Below are 24,467 nucleotides of genomic sequence, written 5' to 3'. Positions count from 1 at the left end.
CTTTTAATCATATTTTGGGACGGGCTAGAAGCCCATCCCACAAGAAAAAAAAATTGTGGGATGGGCTTCTAGCCCGTCCTAAATATTTTTGCAAGAAGTCTAATGATTTGTAAGGTGCTTGTGGCGCACCCTACATTAGACCTCCTGCGAAAGTATTTTATCGATCCTTTAACAGTCGCCATTTCAGCCATTATTAACTAATAATAAAAGATTGGCCAGACATACTGGTAATTATCGGTTTTGTCGATTAGGTGAGGACTTTCGCAGGAGGTCTATTAACTTAGCAGTTAAGAGCGAGCAGCAATCATTCCCGTTTGCCGTGCGTAGGCAAACAGCCCTCCGGCATCAATCACCGGCCCGACATCTCCTAAAGGCTTGAGGGAGTAAGTGAGATTTTGAGTGTGGTTGATAATTTTATCGCCCGCAAAGTCGATCGTCACTTCTTGGCCTGTTACAAATAGGTCGCAAAGTCGATCGACCGATTCGATCGGATACAATTCGCCAGTCGCCGAGCAATTGCGAAAGAAAATCCGCGCGTAAGACAAGGCTACCACCGCTGTGACGCCCGCAGCCCCCAGAGCGATCGGAGCGTGCTCCCGCGAAGAACCGCAACCAAAATTTTCGCCCGCAATGATAATCGGATACCGGGTTTTGGTTTCGCCGGCTTCCATAAACTTGCCGTAGCGATCGGGCAACCCAATCATCGCATAACTGCCTAGTTTCTCGTACTCGTCCGGCTTCGAGGGAACCAAGGTCAGGTATTCGGCTGGGATAATTTGATCTGTATCGATGTTGTCATCTAGAACAAAAATTTGACCGCTAATTACTTTACCCATAGTTTATTTCCTGTTGTCTCGCTCAATTCTGTGGCGATCGTGTTAAGTGGGATCGGTATGCAAGATTTGCATCTGTTCATTTTAACCTGGCACTGTCAGTGATAACGTGTATAGATAAAAATTAGATCCGAGACTTTGGATTAAAAATTAACAGATTGCGAAGCGTCAAAATAGTGTTATGGCGAATCAAATAGATGACATTGCTCGGCAAGCTCGCGAGGGCTCCGTTGCATCGATTATTCAAATCCTTAACGACAAACTGGCACACGTAGGTGTCAGAGCTAGAGCCGTGTTTGCTTCTGGGATACTGCAACTGCTGTGCGAAGCTGCAACACCCCAACTGCTCGAACAGTCTAGTTTGGTCGATCGCATCCGAGAAATTTTGGAGAATCTCTCGCCCCGCAATATTCGCCGAGTCAACATCAACACCCGGCTGGTGCGAGAACACCAACTGCTGTGGCTCGAAGAAATTAGCCGCGATCCAGAAAATCAATTGCTGTGGTCCCAAGAAATTAAACTCAGAAAGCCAAATTTGTTCAAGCGTTTGGCCGCCGCCCATCACGAACGCCAAGCTGAAGAGCGGGCTTTGCCCAGAATCGCTGCTCCTCGATCGATGCAGCAACCGCGGCAATTTAAGCGCGGTATCGTCGGCGGCGTCAGCTTGAGCGTGTTGTTGCTGGTTGCGGTGGCCGCCATCTACAAAGGACTCAATTCCCCAGTGCCAAACAGCACAGCCGCCACCACCCAAGCAGTTGCCAGTCCCAGTTCCTCAGAAGCAACACCTGCTGTCAAAACTTCTAAGGAAAATCCTAATTCTGCTGTTGACTCTTTTTCCCAAGCAGTGCGGGTGGCAGAGCAAGCAGCCACCCAGGGCAAAACCGCTCAATCTCGCGAAAATTGGTTAGTAGTGGCCGCTAAGTGGCAGCAAGCTTCGGATTTGATGGCCGCCGTATCCCCAAATCATCCCCGCTCTGCAACGGCTGTTAACCGGACGGTACTTTATCGCCAAAATAGCGATCGAGCCCAACAGGAAGCACAAAATAAGTAAGCAGGGAAGTCGGATAAATTTAACAATAGAACTAGCAAGCGCGTTTCTAGAACTTGCGATCGATGAGTAGTCGAGCAAAAACTTCGTAACTCTCAGATCGATCCTGAGGGAGGATTTTTTATTTTTTATTTTTTGCGATCGGCGTCACTCGATCGCATGATTTATATCACAATAAAATTTTATCAGGATCACAAACTTAAATAAGAAACATCACAGAATCAGGAGAGGGGTCTCACAAAGCAGTCTCAAAAATAAATTCATTCTCAGAACAGTTCAAATTAGTGGGAATGGGATTTATCCTCATCTGGTCAAGGATGCTAAAGTTCATCCCGTACAGATCCAAGGGTAGAAAACAGCAAAATAGAACTCGGTCGGATCTGAGTAAGTCTTTTAAAGATTTAGTTACCCGCCGACGGGCTGCGCCAACGCAGAAAGCAGGCTCATAACAGTCCAACCGACTGTTATCAGAAAACTGGGTTGAAAACCCGTCGTTCTACGACGGCTTTACAAGATTTTACAGGCAGCTTACGATTGAGGTGTGAAACTGGAAACATGACACTCAAAGCCTTCAGCTATCGATTCTACCCAACGCCAGAACAGGAAAGCCTGTTGCGACGCACGATAGGTTGTGTTCGTTTGGTCTACAACCGTGCCTTAGCTGCAAAGACTCAAGCTTGGTATGAAGAACAAAAACGGGTAGCATATACTGAGACTTCAAGTATGCTAACTTCCTGGAAGAAAACTCTTGAATTAGAATTCCTAAATGAAGTTTCTTCAGTACCGTTGCAGCAGTGCTTGCGACATTTGCAAACTGCTTACAATAACTTCTTTGACGGGCGAGCAAAATATCCCAATTTCAAGAAAAAACGCAACGGTGGCAGCGCGCAATTTGCTGCGTCGGCATTTAAGTTCAAGGACGGACAAGTTTACTTAGCCAAGTCTGTTGACCCCTTACCTATTCGTTGGAGTCGAACACTACCGGACGGTTGCCGACCATCAACGATTACGGTAAAGCTGGCACCATCTGGTAGGTGGTCAGTTTCTTTGTTGGTAAATGTGGAAATTGAAACATTACCCGACGAGTCAGACAACCAAATCGGTATTGACTTGGGAATTACCAGTTTGCTGGCACTGAGCACAGGCGAAAAAATTGTCAACCCCAAAGGATTTAAGGCAAAATATCGCCAACTTAGAAGAGCGCAGAAAGCTTTAAGTCGAAAACAGAAGGGGTCAAATAACCGACACAAAGCAAGGCTGAAAGTAGGGAGAGTGCATCAAGAAATTGCCGATGCAAGGAAAGATAATCTTCACAAGTTAACAACGCGGTTGGTGCGTGAAAACCAAACCATCGCCGTAGAAAATTTAGCTGTGAAGAACATGGTAAAAAATCGAAAACTGGCTCTTGCCATCAGCGACGCAAGTTGGGGTGAATTGGTCAGGCAACTTGAATACAAGTGCAATTGGTACGGTCGCACTTTAATCAAGATTGACCGATGGTTCCCGAGTTCAAAACGGTGTTTTGAGTGCGGATATATTGTTGAAAAACTGCCGTTAAATGTTCGGGAGTGGAAGTGTCCTAATTGCGGGTCACACCATGACCGAGACATCAACGCCAGTAAGAATATTCTGGCCGCAGGGCTTGCGGTAACAGTCTGTGGAGCGACTGTAAGACCAGAACAGAGTAAATCTGTTAAGGCAGGTGCGAAAAACCGATCCGGAAGGAAGCAGAAACCCAAATCGTGAGGCTTGGGAATCCTCGCTCTTCTAAGGCGGGGAGGATGTCAAAGATAGGTTCTATATATGCAGCACGAATCTGCTTAAACATCATTAAAAAAAAGAAAGACTTCGTTGCCATGATCGATTACCAGGGAAATCAAGACTTTACTCCGATCGACCAATCGCCTTCAGAGTCTCGCACTTTGCATCTACCACAAATGGCAGAACCAGTATCAGTCCAAAAATTTCTGGATCGTCTTATGCAGTACCAGGTCGATCCTGCCCTTGTCGGGCGGCAAATTTACCAAATTCTCGCGACCAACATCGATCGAGAAATCCTGCTGCTACAAATAGCAAAAACTTTGGGGGTTGCTTGTGGGGTAGATTTCTGTTTGGTTGCTGCTGTAGCTGACCAGAAAGTAGTAATTCCGAATGCTTGCTGGCTTCAGAAGAGCGATCTGCTAAACGCTGCGGATGCAAGTAAGATACCCGAAGACTCCCAAAGCACAAAATTAGAATCGCCTAGCATATCGCTCGAACATCCTGTTTTCGCAAACCTGCTAGCAGACGGCGAGATAGTAGGGATCTCCGACTATCTTGATACTCCTTTGACAGCTTCATCGCCCAATTCCCCTGTGACACCGCTGCCTTGTCGGGCAATTTTGGCAGCGCCTGCGCGATTTGGAGGGGCTGTAAATGGGACGATCGTTCTTGGTAAGTTGCAACCTCACGAGTGGTCAGCAACCGATCGCCAGCGCTTAGAAGCAGCATCAGAGGCGATCGGTATCGCGATTGCTCACATTCAAAAAACTCAAGAAATTGCCAGTTTAAACGAACAGTTACAGCAACAAGCTAAATACAAAAATCTACTCAGGTCAGTGGCTACTGCGATCGACACCAGTTCAGAAGTCGATCAATTTTTGCAGCAAATTATTGAAAATACCGTCAATACCTTGCAAGTAGATAGAGGTCAAATACTGCTGTTCAAAGATACAGACTTCCCCTTAACAAAAGCCTCCGTCAATCAAACTCCCAAAGCAAAAATAGTATTAATTGGCGAATCTGCATCAACCAAAAATGAAGGTAAACTAACAATAGAACCAAAAAATTCTGGAAAACAAAGCTCGAAAGCCAAACCCAAAACCCAGGCAAAAAGTGCTAATTCCAAATCCAAAAGTTCTAACTCCAAACAAAATAACTCTCCCGCTTTTTGGCTGTCGGAATCTAATTTGTGCGGTCAAGCATTCCAGAGCGCACCCCAACCTCTCGCCCTTGCTGACGCCAGCGAATTAATCGACAAGGAAGAAGAGGGAGCCGCAGAAATCTTGAAACTCCAAGGTATTCGGGGGTTGCTGGTAATTCCCATCATGCACGCAAGCAGACAGGAAATTGTCTTAGGGTTCTTGGTTTTGCAGCACTCCGAGCCGCGCCCTTGGAACCCTGAAGAATTAGAAATTCTGGAATCAGTCTGCGCTCAAGCGAGCAGGGCGATTATTCAAACTCAGATATTCAAGGAAGTGCAAACCCAAGTCCAAAAAAGAGATGCTGAGTTGGAAGAAAGTATCAACGTGCAGGAGAAACTGCACGAACAATCTGCCAATCAACTAGATCAACTACGCAAATTGAAGCTGATCAAAGACGAGTTTATCGACAATGTTAGTCACGAGTTGCGAACCCCTTTGACAATCATGAATCTGGCGATTCTGATGCTCAAACAGGCCGAACAGCCATCAGCAAGTCGGGCTAATTATCTCGACATTCTAGAGCAGCATTGTGCTAAGGAAGCCGCCCTGGTTCAGGATTTGCTAACCTTCAAGCAATTAGAGCGTCAGCCACTCCCTCTTTATCCAGTCAACATCGATCTCAACCTTTTAATTAAAGATTTAGTTGTGGATTTTGAGAAAAAGTGGGCGGATAAGGGATTGACTCTGAAGGTGGATGTGCCGAAGTTTACCCCTTCCTTGGAAAGCGACCCGGACAGTCTTAAGCGGGTACTACTGGAACTGCTGACGAATGCTGGAAAATACTCGACTTCAGAAACAACGGTAGTTTTCAAGGCGTCTGAGGTAGCCAGCGATATTGTCCTGAGTGTGTCTAATTTCGGGCGTGGCATTCCTGATGCTGATTTGCCCCACATCTTTGAAAAGTTCCGTCGCGGTACTGGCATTACCAACAAAGCGATCGCCGGTACGGGTTTGGGTCTAGCCCTGGTAAAGTCTTTAGTGCAGCACTTGAATGGTACTATTGATGTGTCTAGTTGTCCGGCAGAAAGTTCTGAATCTGACGAGTTGTGCCGCACATCTTTTACTCTGACTTTGCCAAAAATTCCAGCGGAACTGTTGAATCTATAATAATAGTTCGGTTGAGAAGCGGCCCTGAATTGCCAGCGAACAGGCTAAAACTTGCGTTAATAGGGAGATTAGAAAATATAGCAAACCTTACCAAATCATCCTTTTTGATTTGTTTGTCTGATTGCGGGAACTTCTCTGAGTTTCGCGTGGGAAGAGGGGCTGTTTACCGCATAGCCGACGACTCGACACCCGTACCGGTACCGGAGGGGACTGTAATTCCCGGCTTAGCATTGGAATTGGATTGTTGATTCAAAAACGCAAGCATCTGGCTGTGAAATAAACTGACCAGAAAGAATTGGTTAAAAGCCCCAAGTCTTTGAGGGAGAAATTAAAATCAGACTATTCATTACTCCAATCCTCTTCCTTCTAGGTAGAGTTCGCTTTCAAACTGTCCCAGGTCAACTGTCAACTGTCCCAGGTCAACTGTCAACTGTTGAAGGTGTTTGGCTGCAAGTAAATTCCGTTATTTGTCGGGTATTTCTATCTGAGCCGATCGCTTGCTGCAATTTCCAGTTAAAATCGTTGCGGTGCACCTCAATAGATCGCGACGAATCTTATGCTCACAAAAGCTGCACCTAAACTCCTGCGTTGGCAACGTTCTAAATATTCGCCGCTGGCACGACAAATAGACGTTTTTGCTGCGACGGCAAAGTTTATGTTTTTTTTGTGGTGGGATGGACTGCTGCAAGATAAGTCTGCTCATACTAGAAGAATTCGTGCCCATTGGTTGGTCAATACTTTGCTGGATTTGGGCCCGACTTTTATTAAAATCGGGCAGTCTCTCTCCACTCGCGCCGATTTGCTGCCACTGGAGTACGTGAAGGAGTTGGAACAGTTGCAGGATCGGGTTCCTGAGTTTAGTTCCGAAGAGGCGATCGCCCTTGTAGAATCAGAGTTAGGCAAAGATATTTACGCTTTGTACCGGGATTTTGACCCGTTGCCCATTGCTGCGGCGAGTCTGGGCCAGGTGCACAAAGCGAGGCTGCACACCGGGGAAGATGTGATTGTGAAGGTGCAGCGTCCGGGTTTGGAAAGGTTATTCGATTTGGATGTCAAGGCGGTGCGCCAAGTAATGCGTTTGTGCGATCGCTATTTACCAGGGACGCGCAAGTACGACCTAGAATCTCTTTATCACGAATTTTTTAAGATTTTATATCAAGAGATTGACTACGTACAAGAAGGCAAAAATTCCGATCGCTTCAGCCATAATTTTCAAGAATATCCTCAGATTATTGTCCCGAAAGTCTACTGGCAATACACGACTAAAAAAGTGCTGACTTTAGAATACGCGCCGGGGATTAAGGTGGACGACAGGATCAGTTTAGAGGCGATTGGAGTAGATATTACGAAGCTCAATCAACTCGGAATTTCCTGTTACTTGAAGCAGTTGTTAATTGACGGTTTTTTTCAAGCTGACCCGCATCCGGGAAATTTGGCGGTAACAGAAGATGGTAGCTTGATATTTTACGATTTTGGGATGATGGCAGAAGTGAAGTCTCTGGCTAAGGACGAAATGGTCAAGACTTTTTTTGCTGTGCTGAGAAAGGATACCGATCGGGTACTGGATACTTTAATTGCGATCGGCTTAGTGGAGCCGATGCCGGATATGATGCCGGTACGCAGGCTGATTGCTTTTCTGTTGGATAAGTTTATTGATAAGCCGATCGACTTTCAAGCATTCAATGAAATCAAGAACGAACTGTACATCATGTTCGAGCAACAACCGTTTCGCTTACCAGCAGAAATGATGTTTATTGTCAAGTCGCTGACGACTCTCGACGGCATTGCTAGAACTCTCGACCCTCACTACAATTTCCTATCATGCGCTCAGCCTTTTGTCAAGAGTATTGCGGTGAGTAAAGGGCGCAGAAGTGCGATCGGAGAATTGGCTCTCCAAGCACGAAATTTTATCACCTACAAGTTGCAGCAGCCGAGTAAATCGCAAGTTTTTATCAAGCGTTTGGAACAGCGGATAGAAGATGGGGAGTTGCAAATTCGAGTCCGCAATATCGAGAGCGATCGCGCCCTGAAACGCATCAATCTCGCCCTGAAAACTCTGATTTTTGCCTGTATGGCTGGTTTTGGGGGGCTGACGGGTGCGGTGCTGCTGGTGGGCGGATATCAAACGGGGGCGATCGTAGCTTTTGCTGTGTCGGGATGCGCTGGCTTGTTTGTGCTGCGTTCTTTGCTAGATTTGTTAGTGAGGGAAAAGCTCGATCGAATAGCCGAAAAATAAATATACTTACTTGGTAATTAGGTTCGTAGTGAGGACTTTAGTCCTCATTTAAAACACTAAAGTAAAGACGAATTCAGCTCATGCTGTCTCCTGCATTTTTAGCAGATTTAATGCTGCAAAACGTTCATATTCTGCTTGTTGGGTCGCTAAATTTGCTTCTATTTCTGGTCGATTTGCGTGATAATAAGTCAGTGCAGCATAAACCTGCGCTAGGGTGAGATGATCCAGATCCGCTGCTATTTCCTCAGCACTATTACCTTGTTTGTATAAGACTACGATTCGCTGCACCGATGTGGCAGTACCTGCAATAATAGGGATGCCACCGCGAAGGTGCGGATCGCGGATAATGAGAGTGCCAATATCAGTTAAAGTTGGCATAGGTGAATCTGGGGTTAAAAATTAGAATTCAATTCTAGCATAAATTTATTAATTTTTTAAGCTATAATCTAATCAACCTGCCCTAAGTGTTCCAGAAGATAAGCAGCAGGAGGATTTGCTATGTCAACTACTGTTCGAGAAGTTTACGATCGCGTTCTTTCTACCCTTTCACCAAAGGATAGACTGCGCTTGGCAACTCTTATTCTCAACGATTTGGTGCAGCAAAATCTATCGGTTGTCGATGAAAGCGAGACTTGGACTGAAGAAGATAAACTCGATGTGACTACATTTTCTTTGCAGTATGCGGCCACCATTTTTCCTGAAAACGAGGAGATTTAATAGTGTCTTTTAATCCTGGTGATGTGGTGACAGTAGATTTTCCTGGTGTCACTGGCATTAAACGTCGTCCGGCGGTAATTCTATCATCAGTTACCTATAACACAACCCGCCGCGATGTAATAGCTGGACTACTGACTACACAGACAACTGCTTTAGGTATAACTGATTATATACTCCAAGATTGGGCCACAGCAGGTTTACGAGTCGTTTCGGTTTTTCGCAGTTTTATTGTCACTCTACCGCCATCTTCCAACTTAGTTCTAATTGGTCATCTGTCGGAACGTGACTGGAAGGAAGTTCGTGCTTGCTTGAAAGTCGCTCTTGCGGATTTGGAATGATATAGTTGTTACTGTTGGACGAAGAAGTGTTCGACAATATCCTCTTTAGAGTAGATTATAATTGAATTTTGCCGACTTAATTTATGAAATATTTTGTCCTACTACCGTGCTTCTAGATACTCACAGAGAGTAGTTGGTTCGGGAATTGGTAAACCCTCCTCTCGCAACCCTTCTAAGTGAAATTCGATCGCTTCTTTAATTTCCTGCTGTACTTCCGCAAGGGTAGCGCCTGTGGCTGCACATCCAGGTAAATCTGGCGCATAAGCTGAATAGTTATTGGGTGTTTTTTCAATGACGATCGCATAACGCATCATTTAGTCTCGAATTTAGAGTTGATTAGTTAATTGTAGGGTGTGTGACGGCGATAAATCTTTACATCAAAACCAGGAAAATATGTACAGACGGATAAATTCGGGGGAAGAGAGGATTTTAGATTTTCGATTTGGGATTGATTCCACGGATAAATCACGTGGCGGGTACCATCAAAAAATTATTGGTCACGCACCGCCTCAGTCGCGATCTGAATTTCAACAAAAAAATACTGCCGAATAAATGTTGTGTTTATTTATAAAACCATTGTGTTCAGGTGCGGATATCTTAAATTGTCGATAGGTAGCTAGGAATTTTTCGTGGATCCACACCCTACGAATTAAGTAAACATTATTGCATGATATATCAGCTCGATCGAGAGTTGATTCACTTGATTTGATAAATGTAAGCATCATCAATGTACCTATGATTGACGCTTTGATTCGTTATCCGTCTCCCTGAGAAACTTGATTTGAAACGTTGTTGTAACTCGCGCAATCCCTGAATTAATTCATCTTTGACACTGACTGCGACAAGGGCTGTCCAATCAATTTTCAATTCTGGCTCTACCTCGCGAAAGACTGATAGTATCTCGTGGTAAGTTTTAAGTGGGCCTTTCTTATCATATGAAGGCGATGTGAGCATCAATCGCCAGGTTTCGGGTTCTGGTGCGTAGAACCAGAGAGCAGAATCAACTGATACACCTGCTGCATTAAGAGCGTCTATTAGTCTTTGACCTTCTGCTATTTCTTGACTTACCAATGTTGCTGTACCCATTGTAAAATTCCGTGATTGCTGTCGGTAATTGCTGAGTAAATATCGAGGGCTTTTTGTCGGTCATGTTTTTGGTAACGGCTTTCTTCTGACCAGTCTTTAAGAACTACCCATGCAGTTAAAAACTCTACATCTTTTAGCAGAGTTTTTAATTCGGAATCAAGTTTAGCAACTTTAACAAGTTTTTCTAAATCGTGGGTGTAACTGTCGAAAACAGTTTTTTTGTCAGGAAAGTCGAATTTCCGCGTTTGTTTTGCGATGCAAGCTTTTAAAGCGCATTCAACAACATAACCGCTGAGATAGTAAGCACCAGAGTATTGACGATTTTCGAGCAGCACTTCTACTTCTTTAAGTCGAGTGAGTGCGATGTTTTGTAAATCTCGTCTATTCAAAAGTTTAGCTTACCTCCATGAAATCAGCAAGAAGACCGGGCGGTTGAAACCGCGTCTGGATTTACAATTATCCAATACGAGAGGAAGTTCAACCAACCAAATGCAAAAATGATACCTAGCGTGTGGGTTGGGGTTGTTGCCTTTACCACTTGCTAGATATCATTTTGATATCAGAGTTAGATTTTCAATACCCCCAGGGGAATTCGAATCCCCGTCGCATCCGTGAAAGGGATGTGTCCTAGGCCTCTAGACGATGGGGGCGCGTTTTGCGTTGCGTTTGCTTGTGTTCCGCACCTTTATTACCTTAACTAATCTTTCTGAATTTGTCAACTACTTTGCGAAAGTTTTTTTCTAGTCGTCCGAAAGTTGCTCGCAGTAGGCTTTGAGAATGGCGGCGCAATTGCCGATCGCCCCGAGATGAGCAATTTCAAACCCGTGGGTATTCTGGGTGGGGAAACTCAAACAAGCGGCGCGGGCCACATGGCCGAACTTCATGGCGATCGAAGCATCGCTTCCAAAACCGCTAATTACCGCCAACTGCACCTCTACATCGACTGCTGCGGCTGCTGCGCCTAATTGGCCGTTCAATCCTTCATCGTAGACTCCGTAGCCGTCCTGAACCAGCAACACCGGGTTTTCGCCATCTGCGATCGGGTATTCCGGCGCGATCGGGCAAATTTCCAAAGCAATCAGCGCATCCAACGGCTGGCGCTGCGTGAAATACAAAGCTCCGATCGCCCCAACCTCCTCCTTCGCCGACGCCACCAAATAAACATTCACCGCAGGCTCTTTCAAATATTCCGCCAGAGCCAGCAAAATCGCCACAGAAGCCTTGTTGTCAAGGGTGTAGCTCGCGATCCAATCCTTCAAGCGCAGCGGGCGTTTGCGGTGCTTTCCCACCACCATCCGGGTGCCCGGCCGAATTCCGGCCTCGGCTAATTCCTCGGCGGTACACTTGGTTTCGATCCAGGCATTTTCCCACTTGACAGCAGCATCTTCCTGCTGAGCTTTTTGCGGTGATTCGTGAGAAACGTGGCGACTCCCGAAGCTGAGAATGCCGCTAATTGTTTGCTTGTCGCCCAATAAATCGACGACGCCTTCGCCATAAACCCAAGGAAACGCGCCACCCAACCTGCGGACTTCGACGCGGCCGATCTCGCCTATTGTTTTAACTAGGGCGCCAATTTCGTCTTTGTGGGCGGTAATGGCGATCGACTTGGAGGGATTGCGCCCGGGAATGAGGGCGATCGCATTGTCAGCGCGATCGATCCAAGCATTCACTCCCAGGGCGGCGAACTTTTCCATCAACCGCTGGTTAATTTCCGACTCCGCACCGCTGGGTGAGTGCAGCATGACTAATTCTTCGATTGTTTGAAATAGGCGATCGAACTCTAACATTTTTGATTCCCGGATTTGGGAGCGTATTTTGACATATATTAAAGCAGATTTTTTCTGGGTAGGAATCGTATTTTCTGAAGTGAATCTGATTTTTTTTGAACCGCAGAGGGCGCAGAGGGCGCAGAGAGCGTTATTATAAAAATGATTTTTTTTTAATATTCTTCTATGCTTGTCAATAAAATACTGCAACTTTTGCAACGTAAAATCCGCGCCCAAAAGTTAGGTGTAGAATTCAAGAGAGTTGCTAGCTTTAATTTGCCCGGTAATTTAATTGTGCAAGGAAATCGCCAACAAGTAAACTTGCCGGAGGAGAAAGGCATGGATGGAGAATTTATTGAAGTGCTTTTAGATGACTGTTACGGAGTGGAACAATTATCTGAATCGCTGATGAAAGTTCTCGATATCGGGGCGAATGTCGGGTTATTTCCGATCGCCGCCCGGAATCGATTTCCTCAAGCTGTAATTCACGCCTACGAAGCTAATCCAAACTTAGAAATTTACCTCAAACATCAATCTGAAATTGCCAATTTTACCTATTTTATGGAGGCTGTGGGAGCCGAAGATGGTAGAGTAGTTCTGGATATTCGGGAAGTATCGGGAAAAACGCGATCGCGCGTCAGCGAAAACGGTGATGTACCGATGGTATCGTTGAAAAGGGCGATCGATCGCATTGGCGGCAGCGTCGATTTAGCCAAAGTAGACTGCGAAGGTGCAGAATGGCTGTTATTTGAAGACCGAGATTCTTGGCAACTCGTGCAAAACCTGTCTTTAGAATATCACTTGTGGTCTGGTCACACTCACGCCGAAACCCGACAAGTTATTGAAAATTTAGGATTTCGGGTCACAAAGCAAACGCCAATAGATAAATGGTACGGCTCGATCTTAGCATCCCGAACCCCCAACCCTAAATAAGGTTCGTAGTTAGGACTTCAGTCCTCAGACTTTTATGAGGACTGAAGTCCTAACTACAAACCAATTTTAACAGAATAGGACTTACGCGCGGGAGCCAGAAACCGGGTTTTTTCGAGAAAACTTTGTTGTGATTCGCAGATTTAGGGAAAAACCCGGTTTCTTTGTCGGAGTGCGCCCAGGACTGCTGAACTTGGATTAAATCTGTTCTTCACCTTGATTAAAACTGTGCATTCCTTGATTTTCCTCGACGCGCACAATAACATCTTCGGGAGTATTGATGATGCCTTTGAATGATTCTTGACTTGCTTGCAAAGCTTGTTCCTTGTTTTTGCGATCGGCAAGTTCGCGCTGCAACTTATCAATTATCCGTTCAAAACGAGCTGCTTGCCTGAGCATTTCCTGCTCCGAAAAATCCAGCAATTGAATCAAACTAGCAATTTGATTTTCCAGTAATTGATTTTCGTAAGCATTGTGAGATTGCACAATATTTGCCGATGTTTTTGAATTATTAAAAACATCTTTTTCGTCAGACAAAGACAGAGCAGTTTTGACACTAAGTGCAAAATGTTTAAACAATTGAGCTGTGCTATGGGGAATTTTTACTTTAAGGAAAATGACTACAGTAAACAAACTTCCCGATCGCAAAAGTCCCCCAAATGCCAAGACAGACTTGACTTTGTACGGGATAATTAAGGAATCTTGTTCCGGAATAAAGGGGCTGCCTTTTGCCTCGGATACGTGAAAAATATTTAATACTGCTGGTTCTAATTGCAGAAACCTTTCTCCCTCGATGCCGAGGACTGTAGGAATATCTAAACCGAACTGTCTGATGGTTTCCGAAATCGCCGGCATTTTGGCTACTACTTCGGTGCTAACTAAGGGAATAGCTGTATTTTCTACTGCTGTGTGCCGAGAATTCCACTGCGGTTCTATGCCTGCGGTTGCTAGTAGAGTCCAGCATTTCATGTCGGCGGCAGGGGATTTGCCATTCATTAAGCGGCGGGCGGATTGTTGCAATGATTCTTCTAATTCCCCGTAGGGATGAGTTTTGAACAAACGCACCAAAACACAGCTATTTTCTCCAGTTTGCGAATCGCAAAAATGTTGGTAAATATACTTGACAATTTTCTGGCTGCTAGCTTCCATACTAGCAGAATTTCTACCGAACTGGCGCAGCACTAAACTGCATTTCGCGATGTCTTGCGGGGTAAATAGGGTAATATCGTACATTAGAAAACGCTCTCCCAGACTCAAACACTCTTTTTCATTTATCCTTACGTCCGTTACCCCATCCGGAATTCTACTGAGAGTTTTTCCAAGTGTTAGTTAAAATATGTACAAAGTTTGCCAGCCAAATGCAGCGCTTGTCTGGCAGGATACAGAAATTAAGACTAAGCAAGAGTAATAGAAAACATCTATCCCGTAGCGCGCGCACCGCGCACAGAGAGGCAGATGTATGATTTATGGCGTTTGCAAGGATTTGTGGCGGTGACTCGGGCAGAGAAATTAAAGTAGCGAGACTTTTCTACCAGAGTCAGGATGATAATCTAACAGGTTTTTAGTGAGGACTTCAGTCCTCAGCAAAAGAAGGACTTAAGTCCTCACTACGAACCTGTAGTGAGGACTTAAGTCCTCAGCAAAAGAAGGACTTAAGTCCTCACTACGAACCTTTTTTTGTTTAAGTTGATGCTTTGTTTAAAATTTTTAATCATCCCAAACAACTCTACTGGGCTGGTTGAGACTTGGCTTGCAGAGCATCTTTAGCCGACAATCCCTGATCTTGAACGCCAAAATACCACAAACTTGCAGCAGCTTCGGCGCGAGTCACGGATTTCTTGGGCTGAAAGAGAGTAGTAAAACCAAAAACCCGACGAATATTCGCCAAATCTCCATTGTTGAAATCAGCTAAAACTGCTCGCGACGCCTGGGAATCAATCTTAGAAGCATCTTGAAAACCCCATTTTTCTTTTACTCCGTCAATGTTAGCTGTGGGCAAAACTTGACGAGTATCTAATGGTACTTTCCAAAGAATCATTGTTTCGCGGGTTAAAGGTGCATCCGGACGAAATTTCATATCTTTCGTTTCTCCAGAAAGCGAACTCGGAATTAAACCGGCTTCTGCTAAACCTTGAATTGCTGCAAAATCTGGATCTGTTTTGGGTATGTCAGAAAAGGCCGGTTCGCTAGATTCTACTGCTAATCTAATTTGTTTTGCTTGACGGCTGGCATAAATCTGATTGTTTGCTGCTACTAACCAGCGGGCGTATTCGCGGCGGGTGACAATTTTGTTGGGTTCGGGTAAACTGTTGCCAGTTTCTAAATTGGCACCGCTTTTCGATCGCACTTTCAGTGCTTCTAACTGAGCCAAATCTGCCACGTACTGCTGCAACTGTTGAGGAATTTTGGTGTCTAGTTGGCTAACTTTTTCTGATTTTGGCGAGGCGGATGGGGTTGGAGTAGTTCCTTCTGAATTTGATGGACTTGGTGAAGCGGTTGGAGATGGGCTAGACTCGGAATTGTTAGGTTGGGGACTGGCTGCTATTTCTGGGCCCTCTTTGCTGTAGTCGATCGCAAATTCTGTAGAACCTCCTACTTTTTGAGTCCCAGAAAGCGACACTGTTACCCGCAATTTATCTCGGGTTGCTACCAAAGAACCTTGTCCTTCGGCGGTTGGGCGGCTGACTATTTGCCAATTCCTGCGCCCAAATTCTGTCTGATAAAAGTTCTGAACCGAATTAACCGGATCTGTGCTTTCCCAGCGCAGCCGCACGTTTTTTGACTGTCCATCGCTGGGCGCACCAACTTCGATTAACTGAGCATTAGGATAGAGTGGAATCTCTGTCGGGAAATCGGCAGGAAGTTTGGCGGTTGTGCTGGTTTCAACTGCTGTCGCTGGGGGAGCAACAGGGACGGGAAGCGGAGTTTCGGTTAATTTCGGATCGGCGGCTACCGATTCTTCGAGGGCTTTGCTGTTGGGGCTGTTTGCACAAGCTGTCACAGAAACCAGCAGACTGATAGCCAGCCAAGTCTTTGCAGTAGCGAGTATATTGGTTTTATTAGTTTTACTGGTTTTGGTTGGGCCGATCGAGTTGCCTCGCCGTTGAGTACGTATAATATTCAGCATAAATCCCTCGTTTGCGGATATATTTCTAGGCTAGCGCAGATCGGACAAATATAATTTTTACCCAAATGAAATTTCTGCATATAATCCTAGTTACTGCTACGTTACTTGTTTCGGCCGTCAAGTTTGGCAGTCCCGCAAAAGCTGAAGCAGCCCCGCTGCGGGCGCCACTTCCTCAGCCGGAGTGGCAGCCGTTTTGCTCGGCAATGGGTCAGTTTGCGATCGATATGCCGGGAAATCCCAAAATTAATACTGAAACTTTTTCAACTCAAATTACCACTCATACATACAGGTCGATCTTAAAAAACAAAGAAACTTATTTACTTCAATATTTTGACCTAGATTTTCGGACTAGCAACAAGAATATCAAAATTACTTTAAATAATGCAGTAAATTTTTTTGTCGTGGCTGCAAATGCTAAATTGCTGCAAGTGCGTGATATTTCCCTGGGCGGCTACCCGGGAAAAGAGTTTGAGTTTCAGCCACTTTCTCCCAAGGAACCTATAGGTGTCGGTCAAGTTTTTTTGGTCGAAAAGCGCGTTTACGGGCTGGTTGCTACTACTCCAGAGCCAGAAAATGCTCAAAAATTTCTCGACTCTTTTCGTTTGTATTGAAGCAGGAAGTTCGGCAACGGATGTCAGCGATCGGTCATCAGTCATCAGTCATTAGTCATTGGTAATTGGTAATTGGTAATGGTAATTGGTAATTGGTAATTGGTAATTGGTAATTGGTAATTGGTAATTGGTAATTGGTAATTGGTAATTGGTAATTGGTAATTGGTAATTGGTAATCAGAAAAAATTAGTTTTGAGTGGCGATCGAATCTATTAATAAAACTTACGTTTTTCAACTTGGTGTTTCTGAAAATTTTAGGTTTGGTAACTAAAAATCTCGGAATCAACCTGATTGATGATGAATAGTGCGTCCCGGAATAATTAAGTTAAATTTAATCTAATACCAGTTTGAAAAAAGAATGCAACTGGCTTAGAAGCTTCAAACCCATATTCAGTAACTCATCCCCAATCGCAAATCCTTCGACACTCCGACAAGCGCTCGCGCCGAAATCTAAAATCTAAAATCTAAAATCTAAAATTTATAATCTAAAATCTAGAATCTAGGATCTAAAATTTAAAATCTAAAATACTCTAAGACCTTATTTTCTTTTTTGTACTCTATCTAAAGACAGAGGTAAATTTTACACCTGTAGAGCGATGTAGCGGATTGCTCAATTATATATGTTTGATATAAGGCTTTTTAGAGAGCAGAAAGCAGCAGCTAAAATTCTGTGTGGCTTAATCTCACTCAACGAAGTCTCACTCATCGACAGCTTACCCGGAGGGTATTAACATATTATGAATAAACTAACACCAATTCTCATCAGCGGTCTCCTATTATTTGGAGCTGCTGCTTGCACTGAGGGGGCTAAAACTAGCGCCGATGCTCCTAATTCTACCACAGAAAATGTCAAGAGCCCGCCCCCAGCCGAGAATGTTCAAAAAACTCAGTCCGACGCAACTAGCGATGTTCGCAAAGCCCAAGCAAATTCTGATATCAGAGCCAGAGAACAGCGCAACAACGTGACTGGTGGCGATGCCATCAGAGCCGATGGCGATCTGCAAAGTGAAGTTCGTTCTAAGTTAGAAGTGAACATTACTAAAGGTCAGCTAACTGTGGACGCAAAAGACGGGGCTGTCACCGTAGGTGGCACAGTTCCAAATCAAACTGATTTAGCTAAAATAGAGCCGCTAGCTAAAGAAATTAAGGGTGTCAAAAGCGTGAATGTTACGGCTGTTGTCGCCCCCGCTGCACCCGCCGCATCGCCTACCAAGTAATAAATTAGAAGGAAGAAGGAAGAAGGAAGAAGGAAGAAGGAAGAAGGAAGAAGGAAGAAGGAAAGTTGGGAATTATAAAATTTTTTTCAAAGCGGATCGTAACGCTTAGGTGACTCTTCCGGGTAGCGGGGTTTTAATTTATAGAGTTTAAGCAGGTACTCTAAAGTCAAACTCAAAACTCGCCTAATACCCGCAATTTTTTCTTCCAAATTTCTGATTGCCAAGACCTGATAATTAGAGAAAACAGGTCGAAAGATAGAGACGGAGTTTATTCCCAGCGACCGATGAAAAATGTTGGGAAAAATGACTAAATGTGATTGATTGCAGCAAGCAGATCGTAAATTCTGTAGTTGTGTAAAAACAGTATTTTTTGAAGGAGAAAAGAAATGGCTTTAGGTCAACACAAACGGGCTGTAGGATCGTTTTCTAATTACCGCGATACGGAACTAGCTTTGCTCGAACTGCAAAGTACCGGGTTTCCGATGAATCAGGTTTCGGTAGTTGGAGAAAATCTCGATCGCAGCGAAATTGCGGGCGCTACCGCTGGTAAGAGTACCGACGAGAAAGTCGGCGGCGGCGTAAAAGCAGGCGCGACAGCGGGAGTCGTGACGGGCGGTTTGATTGGGTTGCTCGGAAGTATTGGGGCGCTGGCGATTCCGGGAGTTGGCCCGGTGATGGCGGGGGGCGCGATCGCCACTCTGCTTGCTGATACTGTAGTCGGAGGCGCGATCGGGGCTGCTGCGGGCGGTTTGGTCGGCGGTTTGGTGGGTTTGGGTGTTCCCGAAGCCAAAGCTAAAGTTTATAACGATCGCCTCTCGCGCGGAGAATATTTGGTATTCGTAGAAGGAACGGATGCTGAGTTGGCCACCGCCGAAGGAATTATGAGCGTGCGGGGCATTCAGGATTGGGGCATTTACGATGTGCCTACAGACACCGGCCGCAGATCGATGGGTCGCCACAAGCGCGCTGTGGGCGTGTTTTCCACTCGCCGCGAGACTGAACACGCGCTGGGAGAACTGAGAACAGGGGGTTTCGACATGGATCGGGTTTCGGTCATTGCTAAGGATGGCGATTCTAAAGGGGATATCGCAGGCATTGACGTGCACGACAGCGCAGACAACAAGGCCGATGAAGGGGCGACTAAGGGTGCGCTCACAGGCGGAACCCTGGGCGGTTTGACTGGCTTGTTGGTAGGTCTCGGCTTGGTGGCAATTCCGGGTATCGGGCCGATTATGCTGGCTGGAGCCTCGGCTACGGCGATCGCCACTACGCTAGCAGGTACTGCTTTGGGTGCGGCTGCGGGTAGCTTGATCGGAGCTTTAGTCGGTTTGGGAATTCCTGAAGAGGAAGCCAGAGCTTATAACGATCGAGTGGCGAGGGGAGATTACTTGGTACTGGTTGACGGCAGCGAAGCAGAAGTCGCTAAAGCTGGGGCTGTTCTGAGCCGCGGAGGCATTCAGGATTGGAACACCTACGACTCTCCCAGCGTGGATACCGCTCGGGCAGATTACGGCACTCCCGGCACTCCCGGCGCTGATACTACGCCTGGTATTTACGACCCCAATCAGGGCGTTGCTGGCAAGCGTCGGGTTTGATCCTTCAGACTTTGTTTGGGTATTAGATCTCTCCAAAAAAGCAAGTCTGGAACAGGCAAGATGCCTGTTCCACAATAATTATTGGAGATGTCTATTATTTCTACCGACGGCTGGGACGATCGCACTGGCGCACTCGGATTGTTTAGGGCGCAGGCGTTTAGCCGAATGCGGGTAAAATTCTCTCAAAAGTCGGCTTTTTCTGTGAAAGCCGGCTTTTGTTTTGTTCGGGAAACCTCAAAAAAGCGACCAAGCAAAAGTTGAATTTTGAGAGTGCGAGCTGGGCTTTGGGTCGGCTGGTCGATCGGCTCTATAAATTTTTACACTCTAAATCCGCAGCGATTTGTGAGTCTGTAACACTCACTACTGCAAGGGTTGCAAACCCTGGAGTATTATCAAATTGGATGACTAAAATTGCAGCAGAGATTGCCCCGTTAGTCAAAGAGCGACTATCTTTAATTATGGGGTGGCTAATTTCAGCAAATTATATCAGGTGAAGTAGCCAGTCCCGCGCGCCGAGTACGGCCTGCGGTGGTCGGCAATTATTAGAATAATTATTGTCGTCGCCTTGGGGCAAGACTTAGGCTGGTCATTGGTTGGCTGTAGCAGCCCAATTGCCTTTGGCAAGACCGGCTAAAGGAATATAGTTTTTCTGGGAATGCCTCAGCGAAGCATTTTTTCCAGCCCAGGAACAGCTTTTATGTCCGGGAGCGCGTCTGGTGTCGGGCGTTCTGTTAATTAGAAGCGCAAGCGCTCATGGATCGAGTAAACATTAACAACAAGCACAGCAGCGCGGGAGTACGGGAACGGCTCGCGGCGCTTTTTTTGGCGAAATCTCAGGCCCATGGCAGCCTATTGCTGGTTTCGCCTGGGACTCGATCGGCCAGGCGAGCGAAACAGCCTTCCTGTTCGATTTCACGCTGCATTGAGCACAGTGGGGGGAGGTGACACTAGCTGAGCTGACCGGGCTCTGCTTTCATGGGCGATCGAAGAAAGAAGGCAAAAACTAAAAGATATTCGGAGTTGAAGCTTCGAGTCCTTATTTCTTTCGGGAACTAATAGAATAGATTTGCTCCCCTGTACCAGCAATTTGTGGGCTGTGAATGTGGCGCGGGTGCCGCCAGCAAGAACCCCAAAAATATGCGATCGACAACTTATCGATTTATCGATATTTTGTAAATAGTTAGTAGTTAATAGTTAGTGATTAGCAGTTAGTATAAATACAACTAACAATTAACAACTAACATCAGCCGCAACTAACTCTTAGCAGCATAAGACTTACAGGCGGAAGCGAGAAACTCGGTTTCTTCATAAATGCCCCTAGCCAAGCCCTACTTTTACGAAAAACCGGGTGGCTTTTCGTGAGTTCTACGTAAATTATCAGGGTGATGCTAGAAATCAACCAGTTTTGATAATTATTACTGCGGCAGTATTGGTTTAAGAACTGACTAGCAAACACGAGCATACAAACTTTCAGACAACATTGAACATCGAGAAATTAAGGAAACTCACTCAATTTTTTTATGAATTTCACTGAGATTTTAAGTGCCGATGAACTTGTAACTAGACATAGAAACGGGGAACGAGATTTTCGAGGAGCCAACCTCATTGCCGCTCATTTGATTGAATCTAATCTCAGTCGAACTAATTTGAGCAGCACTAATTTGAAAGGGGCCAACTTAATTAGAAGTAAACTAATAGGAGCTAATTTAAATGGTGCCGACTTGAGCGGGGCTAATTTATCTAAGGCGAAATTAATTGAAGCGAACCTAGGCAGTTGTAGTTTAACGGGAACTGTGGCGATCGGAGCCGATTTTAGCGGAGCAAATCTCAGCGGAGCAATATTGTCTCGCGCTGACTTGAGCAAAGCTGTGATGACTGGAGCGAGTTTAGTCGGAGCTTGTTTGCTAAGTGGCTCGAAACTAATTGAGGCTAATTTGAGCGGGGCGACGCTGAGCCGAGCAATTATGAGCGGGGTTGATTTAAGCAGAGCAAATCTGACTAGAGCAATTATGAGCGAAGTAGATTTGAACGGAGCAAACCTGAGCGGTGCAAATCTAATTCGGGCTTATCTCAATCGCGGAAATCTCAGCGGTGTCAATTTGGTTGGGGCGATTTTGAGCGAAGCAAGTCTGCGGGAGGCTTGTATTTGTGCTGCTAATTTGAGCGGTGCTGACTTGAGCGGTGCTGACTTGAAAGGAGCTAATTTAAATGGTTCTAATTTGAGCGGTGCTGACTTGCAAGGCGCTAATTTGAGTAAAGCTAATTTGAATGGTTTAATTCTGCATAATGCTGATTTGAGGGCTGCGAATTTGAACAAAGCTTCTCTCAGGGGAGCTGATTTGAGCGGTGCAAATTTATCGGGTGCTAGCTTGCTGGAAGCAGATTTGCGGGGAGCGAATTTGAGTCACGCCAATTTGTCGGGAGCGGGTTTGCTGCTGAGTTCTTTGACAGGGGCAAATTTGACAGGAACTAATTTGTCGGAGGCTAATTTGATTGGGGCTAGCTTGAATGTTGCTAATTTGAACCAAGCGGCTTTGAGCGGGGCTATTTTGCCGAATGGGGCTACTCACAGCCGCGATTGATCGGATGTCCGGTAGCGTGTTGATTGTCAGTTGCGAGCAGGCTAGCGATCGCGCGTGAAGTCAAAAGCTTCACTTACGTTACGTCGCTTTTTTGCAGTGGCGCGCTACTCGCCGGTGCGAGATCTCGCACCGGCGTTTGACTGGCGACAAAGCGCCCCAAAAAATAGTTGCGAGGGCCCTCGCAACTATTTTTTGGAATTTTTTTGGTAATTTACTTGAAAATTTCTAGAATCCGTGCTATTGTCAAAAGGTTTGAGACATTGTGAGTTAGAGGTAAAACCCCGCAGAATGAAACAATTGGGAACCCATCTGGTCGCTGATGCTTGGGAGTCTCCTGGAGACCTCCTCAACGATCCTGAACGTATCCGCCGCGCCATACTCGATGCGATCGAAGCCGGAGGAGCTACTCTCATCGATTTGTGCGTACACCAGTTTAGTCCTCACGGAGTGACGGCTACTGCAACTTTGGCAGAGTCTCATATAGCAATCCATACTTGGCCTGAACACGGTTATTTTGCAGCAGACTTATTTTTCTGCGGAGCCGGCGACCCTCACCGAGCCATGAAGGTGCTACAGACAGCTTTGGAAGCTAAACAGGTAAAACTCACTGAGTTCACGCGCGGTTTCGAGCCCGGGGTGGGCATTCTAGGTTCTGCTTGTGAAGAGCAGTATGCACCTCGTTTAGTAGAAACGAGTGCAGCCAGAGGATGATAGCCAATTAGCGTAACTTTGAATATTTTATGCTAGGTTTTCGTTAAAATCCCACGGTTCGAGCCGTGGGATTCTTGTTGAAATTTACCGAAGAATTGGGTCTAAAGTCCCGCCGTTCTAGGGCGGCTTTCAAAATCTTTTGTGGCGTTGCTGATTTACGGTATGAAAGGCTAAATATGCCAGTCATAGAAACCACTATCGACAAAGCTTGGGGATTTTTAACTTATTTTTTTTCATACCCTGATTAAGCAACGCCGGAACCAAGAATCCCCACGCGTTTAGGACGCGGAGTGTCACTTTCCCTTTAACAAAGGGCGAACAACTAAATAACCTGCACCGAAGGCAGCAATAACAATCAGAAAAATGGCGATCGCCAACCACAATCCACTTAAGTCTGAGGCTTTTTTGGGTTGAGATCGAATGCGGTAAGGAGTTTCCGGCACCTCTGCAAATAATTTTTCTGGCAGTGTATCCGGCATGGGAGGGGCTGTTGGCTCCGGTAGAGGGAAGGGGAAAGCCACTTTCTGAGGTGGTTGAGGTACGGCAGAGCTAGTCCGCGAGGTTACAGGTGCTGGGGGCTCCGGTTCAACGCTGAAATTGAATTTGACTGAGGGCATTTGAGGCATCCCAGTCTGGGTGACGTTCTGAGCCGAGTTGACTACTTGTTGTAGCTGCTGGGATACTTGAACTACTGTTTCTACTTCTCGCCGCAGTTGTTGATTTTGTTGAACTAATTGCTGGTTGTGGGTTTTGAGGGAGTCGAGCATTGCTTGGGCTGCTTGCAATTCCGCCGTGACTTCTCGATAGAGGGAAATCGGTACCGATGCAGAGTAACTATTTGAGTTTTCAGGGTTCGTATTGTCAGATAAGGTAGTATTTTGCATAATTGTAGATGGCGAGGGTGAACTTTTTTAAGTTTAGCCTGAGAGTATTTGCAATTAGATCGATCGCAACACAATTCGTCAAGATATTTGTTACAGATTTTGAGAGTGAGTTTAATTAAATCTTAGAAGTTTTCAGTCGATCGCTATGAACAACCACCCAACTGCACAAAGTATGTCGCAAAAGTCAAGTACCGAGGAAATGAAATACGGCGAACGCGAGATTTTGGAAGGAGAGTTAATTACTTTCCCGAACCCGCGAGTCGGGCGGCGCTATACGATTAACATTACCTTGCCGGAGTTTACTTGCAAGTGTCCGTTTTCAGGCTATCCCGATTTTGCGGCGATTCACGTTACTTACGTGCCCGACGAGCGGGTGGTCGAGTTGAAGGCGCTGAAGCTCTACGTTAACAGTTATCGCGATCGCTACATTTCTCACGAAGAATCGATCAATCAAATTTTAGATGATTTTGTCGCAGCTTGCGCGCCGCTGGAAGTGACGATTAAGGGCGATTTTCTGCCACGGGGGAACGTGCACACTGTGGTTGAGGTGCGGCACGAGAAGTAGAAGGTTGAGTCTTCTGCGGCTGGTACTGATTGCGGTAGGGGCGTCCTTGAGATTCTCAATCAGCACCGAAAGCATGATTCTGACGCACCGTTTTTTGCTTTCGGTGCGTCAGTGAGATTGTTGGTTTGGCTCGAAAATAACGCTAGAGTAG

The 24,467-nt window shown here is 45.7% G+C and carries 23 protein-coding genes, 1 tRNA gene and 1 pseudogene; 14 read left to right on the top strand and 11 right to left on the bottom strand.

Annotation, left to right across the window (positions count from 1 at the left end; genetic code table 11):
• Positions 1-287: 287 nt before the first annotated feature.
• Complete coding sequence (locus tag JGK36_RS02180; protein ID WP_293176510.1) at positions 288-836, bottom strand: 3-isopropylmalate dehydratase; 549 nt, start codon at positions 834-836, stop codon at positions 288-290.
• A 178-nt stretch (positions 837-1,014) separates the two neighbouring features.
• Here JGK36_RS02180 and JGK36_RS02175 point away from each other — a divergent pair, with 178 nt between their 5' ends.
• From JGK36_RS02175 to JGK36_RS02160, 4 genes are all read left to right on the top strand, one after another.
• Positions 1,015-1,884 (top strand): hypothetical protein, encoded by an 870-nt coding sequence (locus tag JGK36_RS02175; RefSeq protein WP_293176508.1) that lies wholly within the window; start codon positions 1,015-1,017, stop codon positions 1,882-1,884.
• Between the two features lie 552 nt (positions 1,885-2,436).
• Positions 2,437-3,627 (top strand): RNA-guided endonuclease TnpB family protein, encoded by a 1,191-nt coding sequence (locus tag JGK36_RS02170; RefSeq protein WP_293176506.1) that lies wholly within the window; start codon positions 2,437-2,439, stop codon positions 3,625-3,627.
• 110 nt (positions 3,628-3,737) lie between these two features.
• On the top strand, positions 3,738-5,951 hold the full coding sequence (locus JGK36_RS02165) for a GAF domain-containing protein (RefSeq protein ID WP_293176504.1): 2,214 nt from the start codon (positions 3,738-3,740) through the stop codon (positions 5,949-5,951).
• A gap of 556 nt (positions 5,952-6,507) precedes the next feature.
• Positions 6,508-8,187 carry an AarF/ABC1/UbiB kinase family protein gene (locus JGK36_RS02160; protein WP_293176502.1) on the top strand — a complete coding sequence of 560 codons (1,680 nt, stop codon included), beginning with the start codon at positions 6,508-6,510 and terminating at the stop codon, positions 8,185-8,187.
• Positions 8,188-8,265: 78 nt separating this feature from the next.
• Here JGK36_RS02160 and JGK36_RS02155 read toward each other — a convergent pair whose 3' ends face one another.
• A complete protein-coding gene (locus JGK36_RS02155) occupies positions 8,266-8,565 on the bottom strand; it encodes a DUF433 domain-containing protein (RefSeq protein WP_293176500.1) in 300 nt (99 codons plus the stop codon).
• Between the two features lie 120 nt (positions 8,566-8,685).
• Here JGK36_RS02155 and JGK36_RS02150 point away from each other — a divergent pair, with 120 nt between their 5' ends.
• A complete protein-coding gene (locus JGK36_RS02150; RefSeq protein ID WP_293176498.1) occupies positions 8,686-8,904 on the top strand; it encodes a hypothetical protein in 219 nt (72 codons plus the stop codon).
• Positions 8,905-8,906: 2 nt separating this feature from the next.
• A complete protein-coding gene (locus tag JGK36_RS02145) occupies positions 8,907-9,242 on the top strand; it encodes a type II toxin-antitoxin system PemK/MazF family toxin (RefSeq protein ID WP_293176496.1) in 336 nt (111 codons plus the stop codon).
• 101 nt (positions 9,243-9,343) lie between these two features.
• On the opposite strand, the gene JGK36_RS02140 is transcribed toward JGK36_RS02145, so the two are convergent.
• The 5 genes from JGK36_RS02140 to JGK36_RS02120 all read right to left on the bottom strand — a co-directional run bounded on the left by JGK36_RS02140 (position 9,344) and on the right by JGK36_RS02120 (position 12,115).
• Complete coding sequence (locus JGK36_RS02140) at positions 9,344-9,556, bottom strand: type II toxin-antitoxin system HicB family antitoxin (protein WP_325315532.1); 213 nt, start codon at positions 9,554-9,556, stop codon at positions 9,344-9,346.
• A 382-nt stretch (positions 9,557-9,938) separates the two neighbouring features.
• Positions 9,939-10,328, bottom strand: coding sequence for a hypothetical protein (locus JGK36_RS02135; RefSeq protein WP_293176494.1), 390 nt, complete (start codon positions 10,326-10,328; stop codon positions 9,939-9,941).
• Positions 10,307-10,717, bottom strand: coding sequence for a HEPN domain-containing protein (locus tag JGK36_RS02130; RefSeq protein ID WP_293176492.1), 411 nt, complete (start codon positions 10,715-10,717; stop codon positions 10,307-10,309). The genes JGK36_RS02135 and JGK36_RS02130 overlap by 22 nt, the downstream gene beginning before the upstream one ends.
• A 188-nt stretch (positions 10,718-10,905) precedes the next feature.
• Positions 10,906-10,978, bottom strand: a tRNA-Glu gene (locus JGK36_RS02125).
• 90 nt (positions 10,979-11,068) lie between these two features.
• Entirely contained in the window at positions 11,069-12,115 is a 1,047-nt protein-coding gene (locus tag JGK36_RS02120) for a M42 family metallopeptidase (RefSeq protein WP_293195877.1), read from the bottom strand.
• A gap of 165 nt (positions 12,116-12,280) precedes the next feature.
• On the opposite strand from JGK36_RS02120, the gene JGK36_RS02115 reads away from it, so the two are divergent.
• Positions 12,281-13,027, top strand: coding sequence for an FkbM family methyltransferase (locus JGK36_RS02115; RefSeq protein ID WP_293176488.1), 747 nt, complete (start codon positions 12,281-12,283; stop codon positions 13,025-13,027).
• Between the two features lie 195 nt (positions 13,028-13,222).
• Here JGK36_RS02115 and JGK36_RS02110 read toward each other — a convergent pair whose 3' ends face one another.
• Together JGK36_RS02110 and JGK36_RS02105 are read right to left on the bottom strand one after the other, a co-directional pair.
• The gene (locus JGK36_RS02110) at positions 13,223-14,257 is read right to left on the bottom strand and encodes a histidine kinase (protein ID WP_293195875.1); all 1,035 of its coding nucleotides are present in this window, start codon (positions 14,255-14,257) and stop codon (positions 13,223-13,225) included.
• 493 nt (positions 14,258-14,750) lie between these two features.
• Positions 14,751-16,151 carry an S-layer homology domain-containing protein gene (locus JGK36_RS02105; protein WP_293176484.1) on the bottom strand — a complete coding sequence of 467 codons (1,401 nt, stop codon included), beginning with the start codon at positions 16,149-16,151 and terminating at the stop codon, positions 14,751-14,753.
• Between the two features lie 65 nt (positions 16,152-16,216).
• On the opposite strand from JGK36_RS02105, the gene JGK36_RS02100 reads away from it, so the two are divergent.
• Complete coding sequence (locus JGK36_RS02100; protein WP_293176482.1) at positions 16,217-16,762, top strand: hypothetical protein; 546 nt, start codon at positions 16,217-16,219, stop codon at positions 16,760-16,762.
• A gap of 44 nt (positions 16,763-16,806) precedes the next feature.
• Here JGK36_RS02100 and JGK36_RS33785 read toward each other — a convergent pair.
• A pseudogene (locus JGK36_RS33785) lies at positions 16,807-16,917 on the bottom strand (single-stranded DNA-binding protein); the annotation flags it as partial.
• Between the two features lie 582 nt (positions 16,918-17,499).
• Here JGK36_RS33785 and JGK36_RS02090 point away from each other — a divergent pair.
• The 5 genes from JGK36_RS02090 to speD all read left to right on the top strand — a co-directional run bounded on the left by JGK36_RS02090 (position 17,500) and on the right by speD (position 22,867).
• Positions 17,500-17,979, top strand: coding sequence for a BON domain-containing protein (locus tag JGK36_RS02090; protein ID WP_293195871.1), 480 nt, complete (start codon positions 17,500-17,502; stop codon positions 17,977-17,979).
• Entirely contained in the window at positions 17,927-18,088 is a 162-nt protein-coding gene (locus JGK36_RS02085; RefSeq protein ID WP_293195869.1) for a hypothetical protein, read from the top strand. The genes JGK36_RS02090 and JGK36_RS02085 overlap by 53 nt, the downstream gene beginning before the upstream one ends.
• A gap of 277 nt (positions 18,089-18,365) precedes the next feature.
• Positions 18,366-19,574, top strand: coding sequence for a general stress protein (locus JGK36_RS02080; RefSeq protein ID WP_293195867.1), 1,209 nt, complete (start codon positions 18,366-18,368; stop codon positions 19,572-19,574).
• A gap of 1,520 nt (positions 19,575-21,094) precedes the next feature.
• The gene (locus JGK36_RS02075) at positions 21,095-22,156 is read left to right on the top strand and encodes a pentapeptide repeat-containing protein (RefSeq protein ID WP_293176474.1); all 1,062 of its coding nucleotides are present in this window, start codon (positions 21,095-21,097) and stop codon (positions 22,154-22,156) included.
• Positions 22,157-22,444: 288 nt separating this feature from the next.
• Positions 22,445-22,867, top strand: a complete 423-nt coding sequence (gene speD / locus JGK36_RS02070) for an adenosylmethionine decarboxylase (protein WP_293176472.1) — start codon at positions 22,445-22,447, stop codon at positions 22,865-22,867.
• Between the two features lie 293 nt (positions 22,868-23,160).
• Here speD and JGK36_RS02065 read toward each other — a convergent pair whose 3' ends face one another.
• Positions 23,161-23,751 (bottom strand): hypothetical protein, encoded by a 591-nt coding sequence (locus JGK36_RS02065; protein ID WP_293176470.1) that lies wholly within the window; start codon positions 23,749-23,751, stop codon positions 23,161-23,163.
• Between the two features lie 145 nt (positions 23,752-23,896).
• Here JGK36_RS02065 and queF point away from each other — a divergent pair, with 145 nt between their 5' ends.
• Positions 23,897-24,316 (top strand): preQ(1) synthase, encoded by a 420-nt coding sequence (queF, locus tag JGK36_RS02060; protein ID WP_293176468.1) that lies wholly within the window; start codon positions 23,897-23,899, stop codon positions 24,314-24,316.
• The last annotated feature ends 151 nt before the right edge of the window (positions 24,317-24,467 follow it).

Source organism: Microcoleus sp. PH2017_35_SFW_U_B (assembly GCF_020737865.1).
Lineage (GTDB): Bacteria > Cyanobacteriota > Cyanobacteriia > Cyanobacteriales > Microcoleaceae > Microcoleus.
The sequence above is the reverse complement of the archived record's forward strand: the minus strand, read 5'-3'. Positions and strand labels throughout refer to the sequence as shown.

Coding starts and splice junctions, on each gene's coding strand:
- JGK36_RS02165 (WP_293176504.1), top strand. CDS start 3,738: ATGATCGATTACCAGGGAAATCAAGACTTTACTCCGATCGACCAATCG.
- JGK36_RS02105 (WP_293176484.1), bottom strand. CDS start 16,151: ATGCTGAATATTATACGTACTCAACGGCGAGGCAACTCGATCGGCCCA.
- queF (WP_293176468.1), top strand. CDS start 23,897: ATGAACAACCACCCAACTGCACAAAGTATGTCGCAAAAGTCAAGTACC.
- JGK36_RS02160 (WP_293176502.1), top strand. CDS start 6,508: ATGCTCACAAAAGCTGCACCTAAACTCCTGCGTTGGCAACGTTCTAAA.
- JGK36_RS02175 (WP_293176508.1), top strand. CDS start 1,015: ATGGCGAATCAAATAGATGACATTGCTCGGCAAGCTCGCGAGGGCTCC.
- JGK36_RS02115 (WP_293176488.1), top strand. CDS start 12,281: ATGCTTGTCAATAAAATACTGCAACTTTTGCAACGTAAAATCCGCGCC.
- JGK36_RS02120 (WP_293195877.1), bottom strand. CDS start 12,115: ATGTTAGAGTTCGATCGCCTATTTCAAACAATCGAAGAATTAGTCATG.
- JGK36_RS02075 (WP_293176474.1), top strand. CDS start 21,095: ATGAATTTCACTGAGATTTTAAGTGCCGATGAACTTGTAACTAGACAT.
- JGK36_RS02170 (WP_293176506.1), top strand. CDS start 2,437: ATGACACTCAAAGCCTTCAGCTATCGATTCTACCCAACGCCAGAACAG.
- JGK36_RS02110 (WP_293195875.1), bottom strand. CDS start 14,257: ATGTACGATATTACCCTATTTACCCCGCAAGACATCGCGAAATGCAGT.
- JGK36_RS02135 (WP_293176494.1), bottom strand. CDS start 10,328: ATGGGTACAGCAACATTGGTAAGTCAAGAAATAGCAGAAGGTCAAAGA.
- JGK36_RS02100 (WP_293176482.1), top strand. CDS start 16,217: ATGAAATTTCTGCATATAATCCTAGTTACTGCTACGTTACTTGTTTCG.
- JGK36_RS02080 (WP_293195867.1), top strand. CDS start 18,366: ATGGCTTTAGGTCAACACAAACGGGCTGTAGGATCGTTTTCTAATTAC.
- speD (WP_293176472.1), top strand. CDS start 22,445: ATGAAACAATTGGGAACCCATCTGGTCGCTGATGCTTGGGAGTCTCCT.
- JGK36_RS02085 (WP_293195869.1), top strand. CDS start 17,927: ATGTTACGGCTGTTGTCGCCCCCGCTGCACCCGCCGCATCGCCTACCA.
- JGK36_RS02180 (WP_293176510.1), bottom strand. CDS start 836: ATGGGTAAAGTAATTAGCGGTCAAATTTTTGTTCTAGATGACAACATC.
- JGK36_RS02065 (WP_293176470.1), bottom strand. CDS start 23,751: ATGCAAAATACTACCTTATCTGACAATACGAACCCTGAAAACTCAAAT.
- JGK36_RS02140 (WP_325315532.1), bottom strand. CDS start 9,556: ATGATGCGTTATGCGATCGTCATTGAAAAAACACCCAATAACTATTCA.
- JGK36_RS02090 (WP_293195871.1), top strand. CDS start 17,500: ATGAATAAACTAACACCAATTCTCATCAGCGGTCTCCTATTATTTGGA.
- JGK36_RS02150 (WP_293176498.1), top strand. CDS start 8,686: ATGTCAACTACTGTTCGAGAAGTTTACGATCGCGTTCTTTCTACCCTT.
- JGK36_RS02155 (WP_293176500.1), bottom strand. CDS start 8,565: ATGCCAACTTTAACTGATATTGGCACTCTCATTATCCGCGATCCGCAC.